The organism is Candidatus Avelusimicrobium luingense, assembly GCF_902757105.1.
Classification (GTDB): Bacteria; Elusimicrobiota; Elusimicrobia; order Elusimicrobiales; family Elusimicrobiaceae; genus Avelusimicrobium; species Avelusimicrobium luingense.
On record NZ_CACVTK010000001.1, the window covers coordinates 103,717 to 126,070 of the forward strand.

Below are 22,354 nucleotides of genomic sequence, written 5' to 3' on the forward strand. Positions count from 1 at the left end.
ACCCCCACGGCAATCGTGGGGGTGTTTTTATCATAATCTAACCAGGCCTTATTGCTTCTTATACCAATATCTCCCGTCGGCAGATTTACCGCCGGTCTCTTGCTGACATACTTTCTCGGCCTTTGCATTAACAACCGCACATCTAAATTCACCCGGATGTGATTTCGTATTGTGTTGGAAATGAATAATAAATGCTAAATTTTCATCTTGACAACCCACTCTTGCCCCATACATTTCCGAATCTGAACTGAGGTCACACTGTAAGCCCGGGAAAAAATATTTTCTTATTTCTCCATCTGTGATACTGGTAGGATTTTGATGAAAGGAAATGCTTAATTCATCCGCATCTTGTGTATAGGTTCCGTTCGCCATGTAATATGCTTCTTCGGCATCGGCGAATGCCCGGGCCATTACTTTGAGTTTTGCATATCTACTTCTTAGTACGGCTTTTTCATATTGCGGCAACGCTACCGCCGCCAAAATACCGATAATAAGTACCACGACCAATAATTCAATAAGCGTAAATCCGCTTAAACGGTCCGGCAGGTTTTTCATAAAAACTCCTTTTGACACACCTAATTTAACTGTTAAATTTTAACATAAAAAATGTAAAGTTGTCATTGTTTCGTAAATCGGCCCATCTTCTGGCAGGGCAGTAAAAAAACAAATATGGTAAGCGTCCGGTTTTCATCGTAAAAACTATTTCCTGTTAATCTAAAAACAACGGCCCTATTTTGGCGCAGATATACTATAATGGAAGTAAGAATGTCGCACAAGGAGAATTTATGTCTGCAGACACTACGCTCATTAGCCCGTTAGATGGTACCATTGTCGCTTTGGAAAAAGTACCCGATCCGGTATTTAGTGAACATATGTTAGGCAACGGCCTTGCTATTTTGCCCACTAGCCAAACTGTTTTTGCCCCGTTTAATGGTGTTATTACCAATATCAATGCCGCCAAACATGCTCTCGTCATCAAACATGATAATATAGAACTGCTGATTCACGTCGGATTAGAAAGTGTAACCTTGCAAGGGGCAGGGTTTGAACTTTTTGTTCAAAAAGGCCAAACTGTTTCTGCCGGACAAAAACTCCTTACTTTTGATTTGAATATTTTAACCAAAAAAGCCGCCAGCACCTTAGTCATGTTAGTGATTACATCCCCGGCGGACGCTGCGATTACCCCTTTAGCCGATGAACACATCAAAACCGGACTTCCGCTCTTTAGCGTACGTGGGTTACCTTCGGCTAATGAAACGTTATCTTCTACTGAAGTAACCGAATCTGCCCCGCTTCTTTTGCAAAATCCCAGCGGCTTACATGCACGCCCGGCCGCGATTTTAGCCGCCGTAGCCGCCAACCATCCTTATTTTGTGGAATTGTGCAAAGGCAACCAATGTGCCGACGTAAAAAGTATTGTCAGTTTAATGGGTTTAGGCTTACGCAACAACGACGCCGTAACTTTCCGCGTGTATGGCCCGAAGGAAATTGCTAAACCTCTTATAACCCAATTGGAGCAGGCCTTTCAATCTGTTCTGGGCAACCCCCATGCGGCCCCAGAGTCCGATACAAATATTGAAGAAATTACCGAAAACATGCAAGGCATTTGTGCCTGTAACGGCATGGCATGCGGCAAAGCGTTTTTACTTAAAAACAGCACTTTCTCTTTTGAAGAAAATGCAACCAATCCGGCTTCCGAACGTCAAGCATTAGACCATGCCTTACAAACGCTGGGCGAGCAGATGAAAAAACATCTGGAAGAAGAAAAAAATGCCGTCGCGCGCGATATTTTGAATGCCCATTTACTGTTACTCAACGATCCTTTGCTGGCCAGTACTACCCGGCAAATGATTGAACAAGGCAAAACAGCCGCTTTCGCCTTCAACAGTGCTATCCGCCGGAGCGTGGATATTTTAAAACAAACCAAAAACCGTTTTTTAATGGAACGCATTGCCGACTTAAAAGATTTACGGCGGGAAGTACTGTGCCAACTGACCGGGCAGCAACGTCGTTCTCTCTCTATTCCTAAAGGAAGCATCATTATTGCCGAAGAATTATTACCTTCCGACGTTTCAGCCTTACCGGAAGGAACAGCCGGTGTACTGCTTGCAAGCGGTTCTCCTACCGCCCATGCGGGTATTTTACTTAGAAACCGCAACATTCCGTCCATCGTACGTGCCGGAAAAAGTATTTTATCTATTCCCCCGCAAACTACTATCTTGTTAAATGCTGATACGGGCCGCGTGATATTAAATCCGTCACCCGAACAGCAACAACAATTTGAAGAACGTTTACGTCTCACCCAAGAAATTAATCAACAAGAAAGTGCTCGCGCACACGAACCCGCTACGACACAAGATGGCCTTCGCATTTATGTAGAAGGAAATACTGCCGGACCGGAAGAAGCGGCTACAGCCTATGCCGCCGGATCGGAAGGAATCGGCCTTGTGCGTACGGAATTTTTATTTCAAGACCGTCCTTTTGCACCTAGCGAAGAAGAGCAACTCTCTACTTATCAGGCTATATTAGATGCACAACCCGCTCATCCGGTTACGTTCCGCTTGTTAGATGCCGGCGGCGACAAACCCATGCCGTTTGTGAATATCGCCCCGGAAGAAAACCCGATTGTCGGTATACGCGGAGTACGGGCGTTGAAACATAACGAACGGTTTTTCCGCACCCAACTGCGCGCATTACTTCGTTTGAAACCGCAAAACCGCGTACGTATCATGTTGCCCATGATTACGTTTGTGGACGAAATCAAACATTTCCGTCAAATTTTAAATCAAGAAGCCACTGCCTTAAAACTCAAAGAAACGGCCCAACTCGGTATTATGGTAGAAGTGCCCGCAGTCGCTTTGCAGGCCAAACAATTTGCACCGTACGTTGACTTTTTCTCTATCGGTACAAACGATTTAACCCAATATACGCTTGCTATTGACCGCAATCACAAAGAGTTAAGCCCGCTTGCCGATGCACTTCATCCGGCAGTTTTGCGATTGATTGCCCAAACTTGTGAAGGGGCCTTGGAAAGCAAAAAACCGGTTTCGGTGTGTGGGGCATTAGCCAGCGAACCCGATGCAATAACATTTTTAATTGGACTGGGCGTTACGCATTTAGCCGTCAGTTCGGGAATGGTGGCCCATACCAAAGCCCGTATACGCAAATCTAACTTCCACCGTTGCCGGGAAATGGCACTTGAAGCCTTGCAATTGGCAGACTCCGCCGCCGTGCGCGAACTAGCCAAAAAGAATTTTACATTGTAAATTTAGGAGAATTATGACCACAAACAATTCATTGATGAAAAAATTAGGGGCCGGCCTTGTGCAATTGGGCCGCGCACTTATGTTACCCATTGCGGTACTGCCGATTGCCGGCTTACTGCTTCGTTTAGGACAACCGGACTTACTTAATATCGCATTTGTATCGGCGGCGGGCAATGCCGTATTTAGCAATTTACCGCTGATTTTTGCCATCGGTGTTGCCGTCGGGTTTGCTAAAGAAAGTCACGGGGCGTCTGCCTTAGCCGCATTTATCGGTTATATGATTTTAACAGCAGCCTTAAAAACGTTGGATGAATCTATTGATATGGGCGTAATGGGTGGTATTATCGTCGGTATTACGGCCGGGCTTTTATACAATCGTTTTCACACCATTAAACTCCCCCCGTATTTGGCATTTTTTGGAGGAAGACGTTTTGTACCGATTATTACCGGGGGCGCCTGTTTGTTAATTGCGGCCATCGCCTACTTCGTGTGGCCTCCTATCGGACATGCCATCAATGCCTTTGGACAATGGACGATCGGTTCAGGTAATATCGGTCTGTTCTTTTTCGGCCTAGCCAACCGTTTACTTATTCCGTTGGGACTCCACCATATTTTGAACAATTTGGTCTGGTTTCAATTCGGCGACTTTGCTACGGTCCAAAACGGTATTAACACTGTCGTTCACGGTGATTTAGCGCGTTTCTTTGCCCAAGATCCGACCGCCGGTATCTTTATGACCGGATTTTTCCCGGTTATGATGTTCGGATTACCGGCCGCTTGTTTGGCCATGTTACATACGGCAAACACAACGCGTCAAAAAGCCACCGCAGGTTTGCTGCTTTCCATGGCACTTACCTCTTTTTTAACCGGAATTACGGAGCCGATAGAATTTGCGTTTATGTTTGTAGCCTTCCCGCTCTATTTATTACACGCCGTACTTACCGGTGTGTCTATGGTGGTTATGAACGTATTGGGCGTAAAACTCGGCTTTACGTTTTCGGCGGGATTATTTGATTATTTACTCAGTTTCGGCTTAAGCAGCAAACCGCTGTGGTTAATTCCCGTCGGAATTGTATGGGGACTTATTTACTATGTAATTTTCTACGTAGCGATTATCAAATGGAATTTGCAAACACCCGGTCGGGAGGAAATTCCGGCCGCCGCAACGACTTCTACGCCGCAACCGGTAGAAACCCCCGCCGCTTCGCAACCCCAACAACCGCTTACGCGCGGTCAAAAATATGTACAAGCATTAGGCGGGAAAGACAATATCAAAACACTCGGAGCCTGTGCTACGCGGTTGCGTCTTGAAATTGCCGACGTTCAAAAAGTAGATGAAACCGCCTTGAAAGCCTTAGGGGCACGCGGCGTGCTCAAGACCGCAAGCGGTCAAGTGCAAGTGATTATCGGGCCCGACGTAGAATTTGTAGCAGATGAAATTAAACCGTATTTAAACTAACTATGCAATTATTCGTTAGCCAACACAATATCGGACTTTGGGCCGCTAATTATATCAAAACGCAAATCAACACTTTTGCGCCGACAGAAAACCGTCCGTTTGTAATAGGACTTCCTACCGGTGGAACCGTCGTGGAAATGTACGCTTTTTTGTGCAAAATGTGTAAAAAAGGCGAATTAGATTTTTCCTCGGTCATTACGTTTAATATGGACGAATATGCAGGGTTACCCCCCACCGATCCGCAAAGTTATCATTTTTACATGAAACATAATTTATTTGATGGGGTTAATCTCAAACCGGAAAATACGCATATTTTAGACGGCATGGCACCCGATTTGGTTCAAGAGTGCGACAACTATGAACGCGCGATAAAACAAGCGGGCGGTATCCGGCTGTTTTTAGGCGGAGTCGGACAGAACGGCCATTTGGCCTTTAATGAACCGGGTTCGGCTTTTACTTCCCGTACGCGCCCCGTCACATTAGAACCCAGCACCCGCCGCGCCAATTCCCGTTTTTTCGGTAATGACGAAAGCCGCGTTCCTACACAAGCCTTATCGGTAGGTATTGGGACCGTATTAGACGCGAACGAATTATTATTCTTGGCCAGCGGACGACAAAAAGCACAAGCCGTCGCACGGTTATCATTGGGAGAGATTACCCCCCAATGGCCTATTACCGCACTTAAAACGCATGCTAATGCCACGCTGCTGGTAGATGAAGAAGCCGCTTCTTGTTTGACCGGACACGCCTTAGAACAATTACAACAACAACGCGTCCGCTACCCACAAGCCGACGTGTGGAAAATCGCCTTATAAGGAGAATTTATGACCCGGTTGTTAATTAAAAATGCCCGTATTGTAATGTTAGACCGCGTGTTGGAAAACGGGGCTCTTTTGGTGGACGGCAATAAGATTGCCGATATTTTTCCCGCCGAACAAGCCGCTACCGTTACGGCTGACACGCAAGTGGATGCCCACGGGGCTTGGGCCATTCCCGGGCTCATAGATACGCATATCCACGGTTTTGGCGGATTCGGGCCGGAACAAGGCACGCCCGAGGCGTTACTTAATATGTCACTCGCATTAGCCAAACAGGGAGTTTGCGCCTTTTGTCCGACGCTATATGCTACACACCCCACGAAATTAACCCAACTTTTACGTACGTTAGTTCCGGCTATCGGACAAGAAAAAGGCGCCCGAATTTTAGGCTTTCATTTAGAAGGGCCTTTTATTTCTCCGGCCAAACCCGGGGCCATGAAACCGCAAGATATCGTAACCCCTGATGTCCAAATTATGCAAGCGTTGTACGAGGCAGCGCAAGGCCACATTACTGCCATTACACTGGCCCCCGAACTGGAAAACATAGCCCCTATCGTACAGTTTTGTTTGCAACATCATATCATCCCCCAAGCCGGACATACCGACGCAACGTATGATGAATTTTGCCGCGGAATAGATATGGGCATTAAGCACGTTACCCATGCGTTTAATGCCATGCGTCCGTTTAATCATCGCGAACCGGGAGCCGCCGGCGGAGTACTCATGCGGACGGATGTTTCTTGTGAATTTATTGGGGACGGAGTCCATGTGCACCCGCAAATTATTTCATTTTTACGTCGCGTCAAAAGCGAAGACAAACTCGTTTTGATTACCGATGCACTCACGCCCACGGCTCAACCTAACGGCCCGTTTATCGCTAACGGCGACCGCGTTGTATTTGAAGGCGGCGTATGGCGGCGGAAAAGCGATAAAGTCATTACCGGCTCAGCATTAACTTTACCGAAAGGAATTAAAAATTTAGTAACGTGGGGATATTCCATGGGCCAAGCGGTACGGTGCGCTACGGCTAATCCGGCGGCACTTTTGCAACTAAAAAACCGCGGACAAATTGCCCGCGGGTTTCAAGCAGATATTTTACTGCTGAATAAAGATTTTGCCCCCGAAAAACTTCTTATCGGCGGAAACATAAAAAATATTATCGATTAAAAATTCGTTCTTGTAATAAATCTTCTTCCGTGCCCATAAATTCCGTTTGTTTTGTGGTGAAATTATAACGATAAACACGCCCATTGGCTACATCTGCCCGTTCGGAATATAGATAGGAATGGTCGGGGCCGGCCAATTCAACGCGCCGCACCGTAATCTCTACCAATTGAGGATTAAAAATGTCCAACCATTCTTGCATTTTACGGTATGAAAATTTATTGGCAAAATTATGTGCAAAGATTTCATTTTGAGATTTATTTAAGAAACGAATATCCGTAATATACTCGTCCACATTAAGTTCCAACAAAGTGTGTCCGTCAAATGCGAGCGGAAATTTAGCCTGTCCCTCGTTGTGATAAGCCCGAACCAATAAATCCATAACCCAGGCAGGGGTGACATAACCGGTATCATGCGATTGGCCAAACGGCGAAGAATCTGCCCCCGTTTGGAAACCGATAATTTTGTTATCCGCATCTACCACTACGCCGCCGCAAGACCCCATTAAATTCGGATGATGAGAAGAAAGTGTTGTATAAATTCTAAACGGGGTATGTTGTAATGCCAACCGGTCATTCATGGCCACATTTTCCCCTTGGGCAAATGCATGAGATTTAAGCGTGCTTTCATAGGCCGGAAATTGGGTGTTTAATTCAAGCGGATGTAATTTTACTTTTCCTTCCGGATATAACCGCACCAGTACCCCGTCTAACAAATCGGCCGAACTGACCTGGATAATTTCAGCCGGAATGGTTACAAATTGGTGGGTTTCGCTATCAAATACATCTGCCAAGAACTGACGGCCTATCATTTCGGAAGATTCTTTCGCGGCCACCGTATGAGCCGCAACAACGCCAAAGATTTCCGTCTGTCCTTTGTATTGGGTTTGAAAGATAGTACCTGATACGAAATTACTTTTGATATCTCCCGACGGGCGGGCTTGGAAAGTCGCTAAAAATTCCGGTGTAATTTGTTGCGGTACCGGCGGCAAGAAGTGAAACTCTTTTCCGGTAGCCGAGAGCGGTATTTGGGCAACCGAATTCCACGTAAACGAATAACGTATTTTGCGCGTCGGGCTGGCATACCACCCGACGGGAACGGAAGAAGACAATTGCATTTTTTGAATCGTAAAATCAAGCATACTCGGCGAAAGTTCTTTCACTTTTTCGCGCAGTTGCGTATAAGGGAAATAGGGCTGAAGTTCTGTTTTCCACAGCGTTTTCCCGTTTTCATCTTTCAACGTTATGGCAGATACATATTCATTGGCTTGCAAATCGCCTATTTTCGTTTCGTTCCATATCAGTGGAAAAGTTTCGTTCCCGCCGTTTAGGTAAGCACGAGCCATCATCTGCAAATACCAGGCAGGCACTACGTATCCTACGTCATCATCAGCATCTTCGGCTCTGTTTGATCCGATATGCATTCCCACTAATTTCTTTTCTTCATTGACTACGCCGCTACCGCATAAACCGGGGCGATATACCCGGGGCCACGGCCATGAGGTGCGAAATGAAAAAGGCGTGTGTTCCAGCACTGTTCGGGCCGGCACATCTACCGGTCTATTCATCGGAAGGAATCCGTGAGAAGATAATTTATCCCCAAGTCGCGGCACATGAGTTTCCAACTCAAAAGCATCCTTTATTAACGAAGCCGTTTCCGATTCAAATCCGATAAGCGCAAGATCCAACATAGGGTTGATGGCTACCACCTCGCCTACCATAGCCTGCCATTTCCCTTGGTTATATACAGACATTAAAAGCGGTTTGTTTAAGGATTGCTGCTTATTCTTAAAAATATGCGCGGCCGTTGCTCCGAATATTTTGCCGTCCACCTTAAAAAACACTCCGGAATATTGGTCCGGATGCAGACTTAAAATCTGAAAAATTTTGTTTATCTGCGGATAAGATTTTTCCACAACACTCTGCCGTGCTACTACCTGAAAAATCTGATCCTGAATTTGTTGTATTTCCTCTTTGGACAAATCAGGTTTTTTCGTAATTTTAAATGAAGAAGAAGATGGATAAGTTTGTAATGCCGATACTGTATTCGCCGCATTATCTATATTTCGAGCACTTTGCTCTACTTGGGTAACAATTTTGGAACCGGTTGTGCCGATTTCCGTTCCCAGGCGAGCCCCCTCTTTCACTCCCGTTTCAATGACGGCAGGAAGTTGGGCATACAATACGCCGCATGTCCAAAATACGCTACCTATCAGTAAGATTATTTTTTTCCAAGTGCTCATACCGTAAGTATAGATAAAAATCGACGGAATTTCAAAGGCCAAAGGACCTATATACCAAGGTCCAGAAAACCCAGAAATAAATGGGACTATTTTGATTATTTAGCAGATTGCAGCCAATTCAATAAACCTTCTTTAACTTTGGTATATTTAGATTGGCTGATTATTTTTTGTTCTTGTAAGTCATACACATAAGTCACTAAATTTTTATGAATTAGTGTATGTTTATGATCTTCTAATATTTCTTCATGATGAACTGCTTTCCAATTTACCCGGCGCACAGTAAATTCAATATAACGCACCGAAGAAGTTGTTAACTCTTTTTCTATGTCTTGATAGGTTGTTTTATCAACAGAACGATACGTCGTAATTCTCTTTTTTTCGGCATCTCTTAATACTATATCCGAAATATATTCATCGGGACGCATGGACAAAATTGTTTGTCCGCCCAATTTAAACGGATAAAAGGCCTCTCCGCCGTTATGATACGCCTCTACTAACACCTGTAAAAATTTAGCATGTATGGCTAAACCGATATCATCCGTTACAAAACTGGCCTGACTTCCCACATGAATACCCACCAATTCGTTTTGCTCATTGATCACGGCCCCACCGCAAAACCCAGGGCGACCATGTTGGCTCCCCGTTACTTTAGAAGCAAACATCATCTCACTATTCTCACACAACGGACGCCCCGGCATATAAACCACTTTTCCGCGCACAAACCCTTGTCGGCGGACTTTATCTCCGTCAGAAACTTCTTGCATGCTTAGCGGTAACGGCTTAAACAAATCTTCATCTTCCGCCCGGAATTTAACAAGGGCTACATCCAACATTCCCGGAGCGCCGACTTGTACAATTTCAGCCGGAATCGTGATCATTTTTCCTTCGGCATATACACGAGCATTAAATGTTTTATGCACAAAACGAATTTCTAATTTATTACGGTTAATCACATGAGCGGCAATTACCCCATACACTTCTTCTTTACCTTGATAAGTAGTTTTAAATACCGTTCCCGAATAACCAAATAAATCATCCGATAAAGCCAAAAAGGTACTATGCAAGATCACCCCTTTTCTTCCGCGAAACACTTCTCCGGCATTCAAGCGCGCTTCTCTATCTGCCAGAATCAAAGAACGTTGCAAATCAACACGGTATGACGCAGGCAAAGCCGCTGTTGCATCCGGAAGAACGATTCCCGGAGCAACCACAGAACTTCCCTCCGTCAAAGCAGAAGTTACAGGCCCCACATTGCGCTGCATACTTTGAACTGCTTTTAAGGTGGCTTCCCCCCCTATTTGTGCACTGCGAAGGACGCCCTCCCCCACTTTTTCCAGGGGATTTTGCGCAAAAGTAACCGTTGCTCCGATTACGAGCAATCCTATTTCTCCTGCTACTATGTTAAAACAACGGCTTAATTTCATAAATTTTTATTTGTTTTTCAGGACATTAATTTTCCGGAATTTCATAAGAGACTTTACGCACGGCAGGCGCGTTCACAATAAATGACGAGTGTGGATCTGCAAAATACTGACGCCCCAAGATAAATTCAATATGATGTAACAAAGGTCTTTGTAATAAATTGCGGAAAAACCGTTGGGAAGGCAACCCCAATGCCGGATTAAGCACGTCCAATTCTTGGCCATATTCATCAAACAACACAATTTTACGAATATATTCATCCACTTGCATCTCAAACAAAAAGGTTCCGTCACTCGTCACTGCAAACGGTGCTTCCCCGTTGCGGTAAGCGTCCACCATTTGTTTCAGTTGCCAGGCAGGGGCCACATAACCGATATCGGCAGATTCGTCATCCCCTTTGCGGGAACTGCCCACATGTACCCCAACAATCACCTCTTTGGCACGACCGTTTTGCGCGCGCAGTTTAGTTACCCGACTTCCACACAACCCCTTACGGGAATCACGTTCCCACGGCATAGTCGTGCGAAAGGAATAAGGCGAAACTTCTATGACTTTGCGAGTTAATACCACACTTTCTCTGTCATGAATAAACCCTTGCGACGATACATGTTCCCCTTCTTGCGGCAATTGTGTATCCAATTCCAAAGCATCTAACAAATCAGTATCTTTCGGTTTGAATTTAATTAACGCCAAATCAAAAGCAGGAGAAATAAATACCGCCTCCGCCACGATAGAGCGAGATTCGCCTTTATAACTAATATCCGCTATAAACACACGCCCCAACTGATCGGGATTACGATCTAACCCGCCCAATGTATGTGCGGCAATAACCCCATAAACTTCATCTCCATCGCGAAAAACCGTCCCCGAAAAAGTGAATTCCCCGGCATTGGAAGACAAATCACGCGCCTGAAACACCCCCGGGTATTTTGGAATAAACCGCTCTGTTTGCTCTAAAATCCGCAAGCGGTTTTCCAATTCCGTTTGACCGGATACGGGCATTGCATCAGCCGATACCGACGGGATAATACGCTCCGGTAGTTGAACAGGAGAAGTCGCTTCCGGAAAAACTAATTCCAGTTGCGTTCCCGGCGCAATCACCTGATTAACCACTTTTTCCACAGAACTTCCGATTTTTTCAGGAACCTGTATGGCTTGTTTTACGACGGTTATCTCACCTTGTGCCATACCCGGCAAAGATGTACCTAATAAGAAAAGAAAACTTAATAAAATAAAAAATTTTAATCGCATATATTTTCTATTCCTTCATGACTTGATCTATTTACACCCTTTTTATCTATTTTATTGTATCGTAAAAAATAAGATTAGAAAAGAGCCAAAAGACCCAAATTTTATCGTCTAAAAGGCCTAGGCCCTTTGGACACCGGGCGTACGCCGGGCTTTGACAGTACGGAAAATCAAAAGTTAAAATAGATACATAGTCCGTATACAGGAGTTTATTATGGCGCAAAAGAAAAAAACTATTTTACCTGCCGTTTCCGATGAAGCGTTGACTACGCTTAATCAAACTGTTGAGAAAGTGAAAAAAGCCCAACGCAAATATGCTACGTTCACACAAGAGCAAGTGGATAAAATTTTTCGTGCCGCCGCCATCGCCGCCGCGCAACACCGCATTCCGCTGGCCAAACTGGCCGTAGAAGAAACCGGCATGGGCGTTATGGAAGATAAAGTAATTAAAAATCAATTTGCTTCCGAGTATATTTATAACCAATATAAAGACACCAAAACATGCGGTATCTTGTCAGATGATGACGCTTTTGGATATCGTCAAGTAGCCGAACCTATCGGCGTGATTGCCGGGGTTATTCCGACGACTAACCCCACTTCAACCGCCGTATTTAAAAGTCTTCTTGCCTTAAAAACGCGCAACGGTATTATATTCTCCCCCCATCCGCGGGCGGCCAAGTGTACGATTGAAGCCGCGCGGCTAGTATTGGAAGCCGCCGTTGAAGCGGGGGCGCCGAAAGATATTATCGGTTGGATAGAGAAACCTTCCACCACGCTTTCCAACGCCCTGATGCACCATCCGGACATTAACTTAATTCTTGCTACCGGCGGGCCGGGCATGGTACGTGCGGCCTATTCGTCAGGCAAGCCGGCTATCGGTGTAGGCGCGGGAAACACACCGGCGGTTATTGACGCAACGGCTGATATTAAAATGGCCGTCAGTTCAATTATCATGAGTAAAACCTTTGATAACGGCATGATTTGCGCCAGCGAACAAGCCGTCGTCGTAGAAAGCAGTGTATATCAACAAGTGAAAAATGAATTTACGTTGCGCGGATGCCACTTTGTAACGGGCAAAGACCGGGAGAAATTGGCCCGCACGCTTGTGATAGATAATCAATTAAACTCCGCTATTGTCGGTCAAAGTGCCGTGCAAATTGCACAAATGGCAGGCATCAATGTTCCGCCGCACACTAAAATTTTAATTGCCGAAACAAAAGAAGTGAACGATAAAGAAGTGTTTGCGCGCGAAAAATTATCTCCGGTGCTTGCATTTTATCGGGCCAACGATTTTGCACATGCGGTAAAATTAGCACGTGATTTAATTTTATACGGCGGCGCCGGTCACACGTCGGTACTTTACACCGCCGAAACGAATGAAGAACATATTGAAATATTTTCGGATATGCCCACAGCCCGAACGCTTATCAATATTCCTTCTTCCCAAGGTGCGATTGGAGATGTATATAACTTCAAACTCGCCCCTTCTTTGACGTTGGGTTGCGGCTCGTGGGGCGGCAACTCCGTCAGTGAAAACATTGGAGTCAAACATCTTATGAACGTCAAATCTGTAGCCGAACGTCGCGAAAACATGTACTGGTATAAGGTACCGTCTAAAATTTATTTTAAGCGCGGAGCGTTATCTCAAGCGCTGGCCGAACTGAACGACAAAAAACGTGCGTATATCATCACCGATAAAACGATGGAGCAACTGGGACATGTACGAACGGTAGCGGATGTACTTGAAAACTTAAATATTAAGTTCCGTGTGTTTTCCGATGTATTACCCGACCCGGATATTTCCAACGTAACCAAAGCACTTGAAATTGCCAAAAGTTGGCAGCCCGATTTGATTATTGCATTGGGCGGCGGTTCGGCGATGGACGAAGCCAAAATGGTATGGCTGATGTACGAAAACCCGGATACAAGTTTTGAAGATATCGCCATGCGCTTTATGGATATCAGAAAGCGTATTTACGCCGCTCCGCCGCTTGGCAAGAAAGCCGTCATGGTGGCTATTCCCACCACGTCCGGCACCGGCTCGGAAGTAACACCTTTCACCGTGATTACCGACGAAAAATCAGGCACCAAATATGCCATTACCGATTATGCCTTAACACCCGATATGGCTATTATTGATCCGGAATTTGTACTGGGCATGCCCAAAAGTTTGACGGCTTATTCGGGATTAGATGTGCTCACCCACGCCATTGAAGCGTACACATCTATTTTCTCTACCAACTTTACCGAAGGACAAGCGTTGGAAGCCATGCGTCTTGTGTTTAAGTATTTGGAACGTTCTTACAACTTAGGCGCCAAAGACATTAACGCACGCGAAAAAATGCACTACGCGGGCACCGTAGCCGGCATGGCATTTGCTAATGCGTTTTTAGGTTTGTGTCACTCCATGGCGCACAAATTAGGGGCAATGTATCACGTACCGCACGGGCTGGCTAATGCTATGCTGTTATCGTATGTGATTGAATTTAACGCCACGGATAAACCTACCAAACAAGGTCTTTATCCGCAATACCGTTATCCGTTTGTAAAAGGACGCTATGCCAAAATCATAGATTATTTAGTGCCGGAACATAAACTCGGTACTAATACGGATGCCAAAATTCAAAAGTTAATTGATATGGTGGAAGACCTGAAACATAAGTTGGATATTCCACGCTCGCTCAAAGAATATGGCATTTCGGAAAAAGACTTCTTGGCTAATGTAGATAAACTGTCCGAGATGGCGTTTGACGACCAGTGCACCGGGGCGAACCCGCGTTATCCGCTGATAAGTGAAATTAAAGAATTATTCTTAAAAGCCTATTACGGAAAACCAATTAAACATAAAAAAGGGAAATAAGACAAAACAAAAACCCCCGTCAAAAATGACGGGGGTTTTGCTTTATGTTTTTATGAAGCCGTGTTACCCAATTGTTGCGTAAAATAATTACACAATTTTTGTCCGCGCGGGGTTTGACTGGCACAAGAAATAACAGAACCATCCGTCATGGAGAACTTGACTAAAAGATGATAGTTCGTATAACTGCTTGAGCATACGGCGGTCTCTTCCTTACACCAACGTAACCAAATTTCTGTTGGTACAGCAGCGGGGTTTGCCATTTGAAACCCAAATCCGCCGGCACAATTTACCAATTCACTATGGACCGCCCCGGCGAGTGTACATGTTTTTGTCCAATCCACATCTAACAATTCGAAATCGCCGGTATAATCACCGTTTGCCATCTTATATATTTGTTCCGTTTTAATAATATCCTGTATATTTTGGTAATGCGTCATAGCACGTGCTTTATCTACAGTAAATTGATACTTTGGCAACGCCACCGCCGCCAAAATGCCGATAATCAGCACAACCACTAATAATTCAATTAACGTGAAGCCACCCAAACGGTCCCATGCTTGTTTTTGCATAACAATACTCCTGCGTGTAATTTCACCCGACTGAATAATTTAACAAAAAAAAGAAAAATAATGTCAACGGTCTTCCAAAAGACAAGCGTACTACTTTGCCCAAAAATACTATAATACCTATTATGGGACTGGAAGAATTAGAACAACAAGATTATTTTTCTATCGGCGACGTTAAGCGTATTACCGGCGTGCCGGAGTACTCTGTGCGCTATTGGGAAAGTGAATTTGGACTCATCCGCCCCATCCGGCTGGAAAGCGGCCATCGGCGTTATACTAAAGAAGATGTTTATACGATTTTGAAAATCAAAGATTTAATTTATAAACATAAACTGACGTTGGAAGGCGCAAAAAAACAACTCAGCCACTATCATTTACCGGGCGCAAATGACGCAAAACGCCCCCGAACAGACACCAAACTTCTGACGGAAATTAAAGAAACGCTGGAAGATTTGCTTAAAGAATGATACAATATATAGGTAGCCGCGAAAACGGTTACCCGTTTCGGGGAGTGGCTCAGAGGTAGAGCGCTCGCTTGGGGTGCGAGAGATCGCGGGTTCGATTCCCGCCTTCCCGACCATTTGACTAATTGATTTGCGCCGGTTTTCGGCGAATATTTACGGGGCGTAGCGCAGATGGTAGCGCGCACGGTTCGGGACCGTGAGGTCGCTGGTTCAAATCCAGTCGCCCCGACCATTTATAAAATAAAAGCCACCGCAAGGTGGTTTTTATTTTATAACGTATATTAACTAATCGTTATAAGAGAAATAGTGCTTATGGAATTTATCAAAGAAATCGCCTACGTTATCTTTTCCATCTTCAATGCCATGTCAGTTTATCTGTTACTTGGTTTTTTGTTTGCCGGCATATTACACGTACTCGTCCCGCAACATTTATTTTCAAAATATCTGTCTAAAAATAATTGGCTGTCCGTTTTATATGCTACCTTATTTGGCATTCCGCTCCCTTTATGCTCTTGCGGAGTCATTCCTACCGCTATGGCAATATACAGAGAAGGGGCTTCCAAAGGCGCCGTCGTATCTTTTTTAATAGCCACGCCGCAAACCGGCATAGATTCTATCATCGCCACCTATTCTTTACTAGGGTTACCCTTTGCTATTATTCGCCCGATAGTAGCCCTGGTTACCGCTGTATTTGCGGGGCTCACAACCAGCATTTTTACCGCGAAGGACACTCCCCCCGCCTTACCTAAAAACTCCGCTATCTCCCAAGAAGTCAAACTTTCTTTTGCCCAGAAATTAAAACAAGTATTTCAGTATGGGTTTGTTGAAATGATGGAAGATATTGGCAAAATGCTTTTATTCGGGTTAATCATGGCAGGTTTAATCACTTATTTTGTTCCCGATGACTTTTTTATGATATTTGGGAATAATACGTTCCTTACCATGTTATTAGTCTTGCTGGTGGCAATTCCGATGTACGTTTGCGCAACAGGATCTATCCCCATAGCCATAGCGTTAATGATGAAAGGAATGAGCCCGGGCACCGCCCTTGTTTTATTGATGGCCGGCCCGGCAGCCAACATGGCTTCTATGTTAGTTATAGGTAAAGTATTAGGGAGAAAAACATTTGTATTATATTTAATTACACTTATTATCGGTGCCATCGGCTCGGGGTTAATTATTGACAATTTTTTACCGGCCAGTTGGTTTGATGTTTCCAATTTTAACACCATGGCACATCATAGCGGACATTTCTATTATTTTAAGGTGATTTGTTCGTGTATATTGCTCCTTCTTTTTGTGAACGCTACTTGGTTTCACAAACATAATCATGAACATGAGCAAGAAACTATTTCTCATACGCCGCAAGGAGAGACTTGTTCTTTTAAAATCGGCGGGATGAGATGCAATCACTGCAAGAACACGGCTACTAAAGCCATTCAACATCTTGCCTCTGTCCAAGAAGTGACAGTAGATTTAAGCAGTGAAACGGCCCATGTTACCGGAAATCCAACCGACGAAGAAATTAAATCTGCCGTAGAAGCGGTAGGCTTTGAATTTAAGGGAAGAATATCCTAAAACATTTCATGATCGCGCGGTTTTTGAATGGTAGGATAGCGCGTATTGATTTGCTTAAAAAGCGGACAATCTTGGCTGTGGTCGTTAATGATACCGCATGCTTGCAAGTGGGAATAAACTGTCGTCGGCCCCAAAAACGTAAAACCGCGTTTTTTTAAGTCTGTACTGATACGGGCGGATAACCCGTTTGCCGCGGGAACTTTGCCACGCGCGTGGCCTGTATAGAGAATCGTTTTTCCGTTCGTATAACTCCAAAGGAATTTGCTAAACGAGCCAAACTCTTTTCGCACTTGCAAAAAGGCCCGGGCGTTTTGGATAACGGCTTTGATTTTCCGCTCGGATTTAATCATATCCGGCACGCGTAAAATACGCCGGATATCTTTGGAAGTATATTGAGCCACTTTATTAAAATCAAAGCCCTCAAAACAGCAGTGGAAAACGGCACGTTTTTTAAGCATTAACTGCCACGACAATCCACATTGCATTACTTCCAGCATTAAAAACTCAAACTGTTTTTTGTCGTCGTGGAGTGGACGCCCCCACTCGGTATTGTGGTAAATTTCATCGGCTTGTGTTTTCCACCAACTGTTACAATAACCCATATAATTAGTTGTATGACTTGTTCTTTGTGGCGGTTAATTGCTCGGCAAAAAAGTCGGCCACAATTTTATCTACTTCGGCTTCGTGCTTGGTAGCGTTGTGGTCTATACCGTGTAAGGTTTCCAACTGTGCATTTTTATAAAAATCCAAAAAACGTACCCCGTATTTATAAGGGACTAATTGGTCATCTTCACTATGCACGATAAGCACCGGGCCTGTATAGCGAGCGGCAGTTTCGTAAATCGGCAAATCTTGCGTCGTTTCCAAAAAGGAACGCCCCACTTTTAAGCCGTTTCCTAATGTAATATATTCCGGCACATTTTTAGGGTCGTACCTCACCCCAAACAAATCGCCTTTAGATGTATCGTCCGGCAATTCCCCCGCCGGAGCCATCAGCGCAATCGCTTTGATTTTCTGTTCGCCAAGTTCGGCGGCTAACATACTCGTTACCACGCCACCCATAGAGTGTCCCACCATAGATACAGACGACACTTGTGGCAATTCACTCGCATACGCATACACTTTGCGTGCATCTTCCAATTCGTTCAAAACGGTCATATCCAAAAAAGAGCCGTCGCTTTTCCCATGTCCGTTAAAATCAAACATAAGCGTACCGATACCGCGCGCGCGAAGTTGCTCGGCCAGTTCAGTCAGTAAATACATTTCTTTACTAGCATTAAAACCATGCAAAATAATGACCAGCGGATATGTTTTTTGTTGATGGTTGGGGGCTTCTAATACAGCGGCCAATTTACCGTTGGCTCCCGGCAACGTCATTTCTTGGCGGGCTTGCGCCGTAGCGCATCCGGTTAAACCTACACACGCGGCGATTACCGCAAATAATAATTTGCGCATTATTTTCTCCTTAAGGCGAATATACTCTTGATTTTGATAACGTTATTATACTAAAACCCGATAGAATTTGTTTTTTTGAAATGCGCTTGGGATATCACCACATCAGGGTTTAAAGTCCTAGTCCTATATGGGCCTTTTGGCCCTTGTGGTATATCTTATAAAAATCAGACAATATAATTATGAAACGAATTTACATGATTGCGACTATCTTATTGTTGGGGGTTTTCCATGTTGCCGCCCAGGTTCCCTCTGAAACCGTAAAAGCCGGGGAACAAATATATAAGGCAGTTACTTCTTATCAATTACCCCTTCTTCAGAAAAATCTGTTGGGAGATTGGTACAATCTACCGGGAGGAATAGAGTACGTTCCTGTTTCGTTATCTATTCCGACACCGCAGGAAATACAACTGCGTTTTAACCCGGAGAACGCCAATCCGAACAGTAGTGATTTATGGCGCATCCCCTTAAGCAAACAAATTAAGTTAGCCAGTTTAACACAAGTTCCCGGAAATATCAGTCACATAATTTCCCCCTCCTTGACACGAATTTATTTACCAAACCATCAGAAACTTCTTGCCAACGGATTCATTCTCCATTACGCCGATACCAACTGGGTGGCGTTATCCTTTCACGTCGGCGGAAAAGAAGGAAATGAACGTATTGTCAAATTGCGGTTGAAAGATAATACAGAAGTAAGTTTTGTAGGAATGGTAGAAAAAGCGGGCAATTCCGGTTATCACGAAGCCGATATTTCACTGATTCGCATTCCGGAACAATGGCAAGATCAAGTAATTGCATTAGATGTTATCCCATTGCATACGAACGCCCCGTTATATTCCTTTGGCTTTGTAGCACCGGAAAGTCAACATGACGATTTTATTCCTATACAACGGCATTTACTTGCCAAAGACGGTCTTACGTTACACATGACACATGCGCTTCCCGGAGCATCCCCAACCGAGCCGTTAGGGTTGAGCGGATATTGCGGCTCACCCATAGTACAAGAAATAAACGGGAAAATCGGCGTCGTAGGTATTTTTGCCGGGTTGGTTGATCCTGTCGCCGCCCAACAACTTCCGGTCAGTTACGCCATTGACCTAAATGACGTGTTACCGGTTATTGTCTATGATAATACGACGTTACGAAATGTTAATTTTTTAGGAAAAACCATTACTCAAATTCCCTATACGGTTCGCTTGGAAGACATGACGTTAATGCGGGACGGCAAGGCCTTATTTACACGCGATTTGCATCATTTTCCCTATCGGTTCTCGCATGAAGAAACAGAGCGTGCCTTTATAGGTGCGGAATTTCACAGCAACGATATAGTTATCTTTAAATTTCGCGGGCGAAACGGTTCCTACGAAATAGAATATACTATCCCGTAGAATATTTCTATTCGGTTTGCGCTAACCGTGTAAACAAATCTTTTTGCTCGCGCGTCATAGTGCGCGGAATATCTATCGTCAGCGTAACATACAAACTGCCTTTTGCGCTTAACCCTTTGCCGCTTAATTTCAGTTTTTTACCGCTATGCGTTCCGGCCGGAACTTTCACTTTGATAGGGCCGTCCAACGTCGGTACAAAAATGGTGCCGCCCAGTGCTGCCGTCCACGGCATAACAGTAACGGGAATATACAAATCTTCCCCTTCCAAACGGTACATCGCATGCGGCCGAATTTTAACAATTAAATACAAATCGCCTTGTCCGTTTCGGGTTGGATTGCCCATCCCTTTCAGTTTAATTTTTTTCCCTTCGCTGACTCCGGCAGGCAACTTAACGGTAACCGTACGTCCGCTGGGAAGTGTCATCTGCATATTGCCGCCGCGGTGAGCATCTTCCAAATTAAGCGCCAGTTCGGCTTCTACATCGCCGGCCGATTGGCCCGAAGCGGTGCTGCGTCCGAAATTATTTCCAAACCCGCCAAAGCCGCCCATACCACCAAAAATACTTTGAAAGAAATCACTAAAATCTCCGCCGGAAAATCCACCGGAAAAATGCGACGATCCGTTTTGAAACCCGCCAAACCCTTGTCCGCCGTTATACGTATATTGTTGATAATTCTGATACGGGTTAGCCCCACCGCGCGGACGGGACGTGCCGCCCCCGCGAGCGTAATTTTGGTATCCTTCTTCGCCGACTTGATCGTAAATAGTACGTTTTTGTTTATCGGACAAAACAGTATAGGCCTCGTTGAGATCTTTGAATTTTTCCGTCCAGGTGGCTTTTTCGTTTTCCGGGTGCATATCCGGATGATATTTGCGTGCCATAGACTTAAATGCCTTTTTGATTTCGGCATCAGAAGCGTTTTTATTAACACCTAAAATTTTGTAGTAATCTTTATAAGCTGCCATATAGTTTCCCCCCTTAACTGATACCATTATATAATTTTATTTGTTAATCTAAAAAAATAAAAATTATTAAAAAAGAGATTTACAAAACAAAAATGATTTACTATAATAATTATGTAGTCAGAAAAACAATTTATTCCCCGATAGCTCAATGGTGGAGCGACCGGCTGTTAACCGGTAGGTTGTAGGTTCGAGTCCTACTCGGGGAGCCATTAAAAAACCATCCGCATTTTGCGGATGGTTTTTTGTTTTCAAATCTTTACTATTTTTATACCGCTTACAACCGATAGACGTGACAATGTCCGTGAGACGGCAAACAACTTGTTCCCGAATAATCGGACACTTTCGTGCCGCCCATTTGGGCGCACAGTTTGGTATATTTACTTTGCATATCCGAAGAAAACGAATAACAAGACCGCGGACCAAAAGAAGAATAATGGCTATGTTGGAAAAACCGCGCATATCCGTTATTCAGTGTTTGCGTGTTAGCACAAACAGCCGACCCGTCTATGTCTATATCTAACGTGCACTTTCCCCATGGATACGTACAGGTTGTTTTATCAGCCGACAATGTACATCCCGTCGGTTCCACCGGCAAGGCTTCAAAATCTTCGGTATATTCTCCGTTGGCCATATAATAGACTTCTTCCGCTTCCGCAATAGCATCCGTCGTAGCCATCAGCGTAGAGAAACGGCTTTTCATAACCGCCTTTTCATATTGCGGTAAAGCCACGCTAGCCAAAATGCCGATAATTAAAACAACCACTAATAATTCAATCAGTGTAAATCCGCCCAAACAATTTGACATTTGTTTTTTCATTTTTGCTCCTTTTTTGTCAACGCATTTCAATAAATAAATATAGCAAAAAACCCATGTCAAGTAAAATTTTTCCCAAATACCGTTCATAAAATCTGCCCTGTATTATGTTACTTCACATAATACAGGGCAGAAATAGGCTTACTTATTATTATTTGGCGGCACGAGCAGGGCTAACTGTTTGTCTATGCCCCGGGCCATCACTATGGGACACGTGATTATCGTGCTGCTGTCTTGCCGGACGGACTATTTGCGGCTGCCCGGACACCATATTCGGTTTAACCGGAGCGTTTGGTTTGGCTAGCGGCCGCGCCTGATGACCGGTAGCATGGTGTGGTCTGGCTGGCGGGACAGGTCTAACTAACGGACGCGGCGCGGGAGCCGGACGGAAATGATGAGACCGCGGGTGAACAGCATGGGCATAACGAGGCGGCCGCGGCACAATAATTCCCGTATAAACCGGCGTCACATCTACCACCGTTGTAACAGCCGGGACGACTTCCACCGCCGGTGCCAGATAGGCAGTCTCCACTTCTCCGGCGGGAGAAACCGTCGCCATACAACCGCCCAACAAAAATCCGGCGGGTAATAATAACAGTATTTTTTTCATACAAGTACCTCCTATTTTTTTCCCCTACGCTAT

18 protein-coding genes and 3 tRNA genes are annotated in these 22,354 nt (G+C 44.7%); 11 read left to right on the forward strand and 10 right to left on the reverse strand.

Features of this window, described 5'->3' with window-relative positions:
• Positions 1-48: 48 nt before the first annotated feature.
• Positions 49-555, reverse strand: coding sequence for a type IV pilin protein (locus ACQY3H_RS00520; protein ID WP_428073757.1), 507 nt, complete (start codon positions 553-555; stop codon positions 49-51).
• Between the two features lie 230 nt (positions 556-785).
• On the opposite strand from ACQY3H_RS00520, the gene ptsP reads away from it, so the two are divergent.
• The 4 genes from ptsP to nagA are packed head-to-tail and all read left to right on the forward strand — an operon-like array spanning position 786 to position 6,710.
• Positions 786-3,266, forward strand: a complete 2,481-nt coding sequence (gene ptsP, locus ACQY3H_RS00525; protein WP_428073759.1) for a phosphoenolpyruvate--protein phosphotransferase — start codon at positions 786-788, stop codon at positions 3,264-3,266.
• 13 nt (positions 3,267-3,279) lie between these two features.
• Positions 3,280-4,725, forward strand: a complete 1,446-nt coding sequence (gene nagE, locus ACQY3H_RS00530) for an N-acetylglucosamine-specific PTS transporter subunit IIBC (protein ID WP_428073761.1) — start codon at positions 3,280-3,282, stop codon at positions 4,723-4,725.
• A gap of 2 nt (positions 4,726-4,727) precedes the next feature.
• Entirely contained in the window at positions 4,728-5,540 is an 813-nt protein-coding gene (nagB, locus tag ACQY3H_RS00535; RefSeq protein WP_428073763.1) for a glucosamine-6-phosphate deaminase, read from the forward strand.
• Positions 5,541-5,549: 9 nt separating this feature from the next.
• Complete coding sequence (nagA, locus tag ACQY3H_RS00540; protein ID WP_428073765.1) at positions 5,550-6,710, forward strand: N-acetylglucosamine-6-phosphate deacetylase; 1,161 nt, start codon at positions 5,550-5,552, stop codon at positions 6,708-6,710.
• Here the strand turns inward: nagA and ACQY3H_RS00545 are convergent.
• The 3 genes from ACQY3H_RS00545 to ACQY3H_RS00555 form a co-directional block, all read right to left on the reverse strand.
• Positions 6,700-8,949, reverse strand: a complete 2,250-nt coding sequence (locus ACQY3H_RS00545) for a hypothetical protein (RefSeq protein WP_428073767.1) — start codon at positions 8,947-8,949, stop codon at positions 6,700-6,702. The genes nagA and ACQY3H_RS00545 overlap by 11 nt on opposite strands.
• A 95-nt stretch (positions 8,950-9,044) precedes the next feature.
• Positions 9,045-10,211: a S1 family peptidase gene (locus tag ACQY3H_RS00550; RefSeq protein ID WP_428073769.1), complete on the reverse strand. Its 1,167-nt coding sequence runs from the start codon at positions 10,209-10,211 to the stop codon at positions 9,045-9,047.
• Positions 10,212-10,398: 187 nt separating this feature from the next.
• Positions 10,399-11,622: a hypothetical protein gene (locus ACQY3H_RS00555; RefSeq protein WP_428073771.1), complete on the reverse strand. Its 1,224-nt coding sequence runs from the start codon at positions 11,620-11,622 to the stop codon at positions 10,399-10,401.
• A 211-nt stretch (positions 11,623-11,833) separates the two neighbouring features.
• Between ACQY3H_RS00555 and adhE the strand changes: the two genes are divergently transcribed.
• Complete coding sequence (gene adhE / locus ACQY3H_RS00560; protein ID WP_428073773.1) at positions 11,834-14,479, forward strand: bifunctional acetaldehyde-CoA/alcohol dehydrogenase; 2,646 nt, start codon at positions 11,834-11,836, stop codon at positions 14,477-14,479.
• 50 nt (positions 14,480-14,529) lie between these two features.
• Here the strand turns inward: adhE and ACQY3H_RS00565 are convergent, their stop codons facing one another.
• Positions 14,530-15,048, reverse strand: coding sequence for a type IV pilin protein (locus ACQY3H_RS00565; RefSeq protein ID WP_428073775.1), 519 nt, complete (start codon positions 15,046-15,048; stop codon positions 14,530-14,532).
• A gap of 122 nt (positions 15,049-15,170) precedes the next feature.
• Here ACQY3H_RS00565 and ACQY3H_RS00570 point away from each other — a divergent pair, with 122 nt between their 5' ends.
• From ACQY3H_RS00570 to ACQY3H_RS00585, 4 genes are all read left to right on the forward strand, one after another.
• Positions 15,171-15,512: a MerR family transcriptional regulator gene (locus tag ACQY3H_RS00570; protein ID WP_428073777.1), complete on the forward strand. Its 342-nt coding sequence runs from the start codon at positions 15,171-15,173 to the stop codon at positions 15,510-15,512.
• Positions 15,513-15,550: 38 nt separating this feature from the next.
• Positions 15,551-15,625 (forward strand) — tRNA-Pro (locus ACQY3H_RS00575).
• Between the two features lie 40 nt (positions 15,626-15,665).
• Positions 15,666-15,741 (forward strand) — tRNA-Pro (locus ACQY3H_RS00580).
• Between the two features lie 80 nt (positions 15,742-15,821).
• Complete coding sequence (locus ACQY3H_RS00585) at positions 15,822-17,087, forward strand: permease (RefSeq protein WP_428073779.1); 1,266 nt, start codon at positions 15,822-15,824, stop codon at positions 17,085-17,087.
• On the opposite strand, the gene ACQY3H_RS00590 is transcribed toward ACQY3H_RS00585, so the two are convergent.
• Together ACQY3H_RS00590 and ACQY3H_RS00595 are read right to left on the reverse strand one after the other, a co-directional pair.
• Positions 17,084-17,689 carry a DNA-3-methyladenine glycosylase I gene (locus ACQY3H_RS00590; RefSeq protein ID WP_428073781.1) on the reverse strand — a complete coding sequence of 202 codons (606 nt, stop codon included), beginning with the start codon at positions 17,687-17,689 and terminating at the stop codon, positions 17,084-17,086. The two genes, ACQY3H_RS00585 and ACQY3H_RS00590, sit on opposite strands and share 4 nt — an antisense overlap.
• A gap of 4 nt (positions 17,690-17,693) precedes the next feature.
• Complete coding sequence (locus ACQY3H_RS00595) at positions 17,694-18,542, reverse strand: alpha/beta hydrolase (RefSeq protein WP_428073783.1); 849 nt, start codon at positions 18,540-18,542, stop codon at positions 17,694-17,696.
• Between the two features lie 179 nt (positions 18,543-18,721).
• On the opposite strand from ACQY3H_RS00595, the gene ACQY3H_RS00600 reads away from it, so the two are divergent.
• The gene (locus ACQY3H_RS00600; RefSeq protein ID WP_428073785.1) at positions 18,722-19,930 is read left to right on the forward strand and encodes a hypothetical protein; all 1,209 of its coding nucleotides are present in this window, start codon (positions 18,722-18,724) and stop codon (positions 19,928-19,930) included.
• 7 nt (positions 19,931-19,937) lie between these two features.
• Here ACQY3H_RS00600 and ACQY3H_RS00605 read toward each other — a convergent pair whose 3' ends face one another.
• Positions 19,938-20,897 carry a DnaJ C-terminal domain-containing protein gene (locus tag ACQY3H_RS00605; RefSeq protein ID WP_428073787.1) on the reverse strand — a complete coding sequence of 320 codons (960 nt, stop codon included), beginning with the start codon at positions 20,895-20,897 and terminating at the stop codon, positions 19,938-19,940.
• 134 nt (positions 20,898-21,031) lie between these two features.
• Here ACQY3H_RS00605 and ACQY3H_RS00610 point away from each other — a divergent pair.
• Positions 21,032-21,106: transfer RNA gene (locus tag ACQY3H_RS00610), tRNA-Asn, on the forward strand.
• Between the two features lie 65 nt (positions 21,107-21,171).
• On the opposite strand, the gene ACQY3H_RS00615 is transcribed toward ACQY3H_RS00610, so the two are convergent.
• Positions 21,172-21,714, reverse strand: a complete 543-nt coding sequence (locus ACQY3H_RS00615) for a type IV pilin protein (RefSeq protein ID WP_428073791.1) — start codon at positions 21,712-21,714, stop codon at positions 21,172-21,174.
• 148 nt (positions 21,715-21,862) lie between these two features.
• On the reverse strand, positions 21,863-22,321 hold the full coding sequence (locus ACQY3H_RS00620) for a hypothetical protein (RefSeq protein WP_428073793.1): 459 nt from the start codon (positions 22,319-22,321) through the stop codon (positions 21,863-21,865).
• Positions 22,322-22,354: the final 33 nt, after the last annotated feature.

Coding starts and splice junctions, on each gene's coding strand:
- ACQY3H_RS00550 (WP_428073769.1), bottom strand. CDS start 10,211: ATGCAGCGCAATGTGGGGCCTGTAACTTCTGCTTTGACGGAGGGAAGT.
- ACQY3H_RS00590 (WP_428073781.1), bottom strand. CDS start 17,689: ATGGGTTATTGTAACAGTTGGTGGAAAACACAAGCCGATGAAATTTAC.
- ACQY3H_RS00520 (WP_428073757.1), bottom strand. CDS start 555: ATGAAAAACCTGCCGGACCGTTTAAGCGGATTTACGCTTATTGAATTA.
- adhE (WP_428073773.1), top strand. CDS start 11,834: ATGGCGCAAAAGAAAAAAACTATTTTACCTGCCGTTTCCGATGAAGCG.
- ACQY3H_RS00565 (WP_428073775.1), bottom strand. CDS start 15,048: ATGCAAAAACAAGCATGGGACCGTTTGGGTGGCTTCACGTTAATTGAA.
- nagA (WP_428073765.1), top strand. CDS start 5,550: ATGACCCGGTTGTTAATTAAAAATGCCCGTATTGTAATGTTAGACCGC.
- ptsP (WP_428073759.1), top strand. CDS start 786: ATGTCTGCAGACACTACGCTCATTAGCCCGTTAGATGGTACCATTGTC.
- nagB (WP_428073763.1), top strand. CDS start 4,728: ATGCAATTATTCGTTAGCCAACACAATATCGGACTTTGGGCCGCTAAT.
- ACQY3H_RS00605 (WP_428073787.1), bottom strand. CDS start 20,897: ATGGCAGCTTATAAAGATTACTACAAAATTTTAGGTGTTAATAAAAAC.
- ACQY3H_RS00595 (WP_428073783.1), bottom strand. CDS start 18,542: ATGCGCAAATTATTATTTGCGGTAATCGCCGCGTGTGTAGGTTTAACC.
- ACQY3H_RS00570 (WP_428073777.1), top strand. CDS start 15,171: ATGGGACTGGAAGAATTAGAACAACAAGATTATTTTTCTATCGGCGAC.
- ACQY3H_RS00615 (WP_428073791.1), bottom strand. CDS start 21,714: ATGAAAAAACAAATGTCAAATTGTTTGGGCGGATTTACACTGATTGAA.
- ACQY3H_RS00585 (WP_428073779.1), top strand. CDS start 15,822: ATGGAATTTATCAAAGAAATCGCCTACGTTATCTTTTCCATCTTCAAT.
- ACQY3H_RS00600 (WP_428073785.1), top strand. CDS start 18,722: ATGAAACGAATTTACATGATTGCGACTATCTTATTGTTGGGGGTTTTC.
- ACQY3H_RS00620 (WP_428073793.1), bottom strand. CDS start 22,321: ATGAAAAAAATACTGTTATTATTACCCGCCGGATTTTTGTTGGGCGGT.
- nagE (WP_428073761.1), top strand. CDS start 3,280: ATGACCACAAACAATTCATTGATGAAAAAATTAGGGGCCGGCCTTGTG.
- ACQY3H_RS00545 (WP_428073767.1), bottom strand. CDS start 8,949: ATGAGCACTTGGAAAAAAATAATCTTACTGATAGGTAGCGTATTTTGG.
- ACQY3H_RS00555 (WP_428073771.1), bottom strand. CDS start 11,622: ATGCGATTAAAATTTTTTATTTTATTAAGTTTTCTTTTCTTATTAGGT.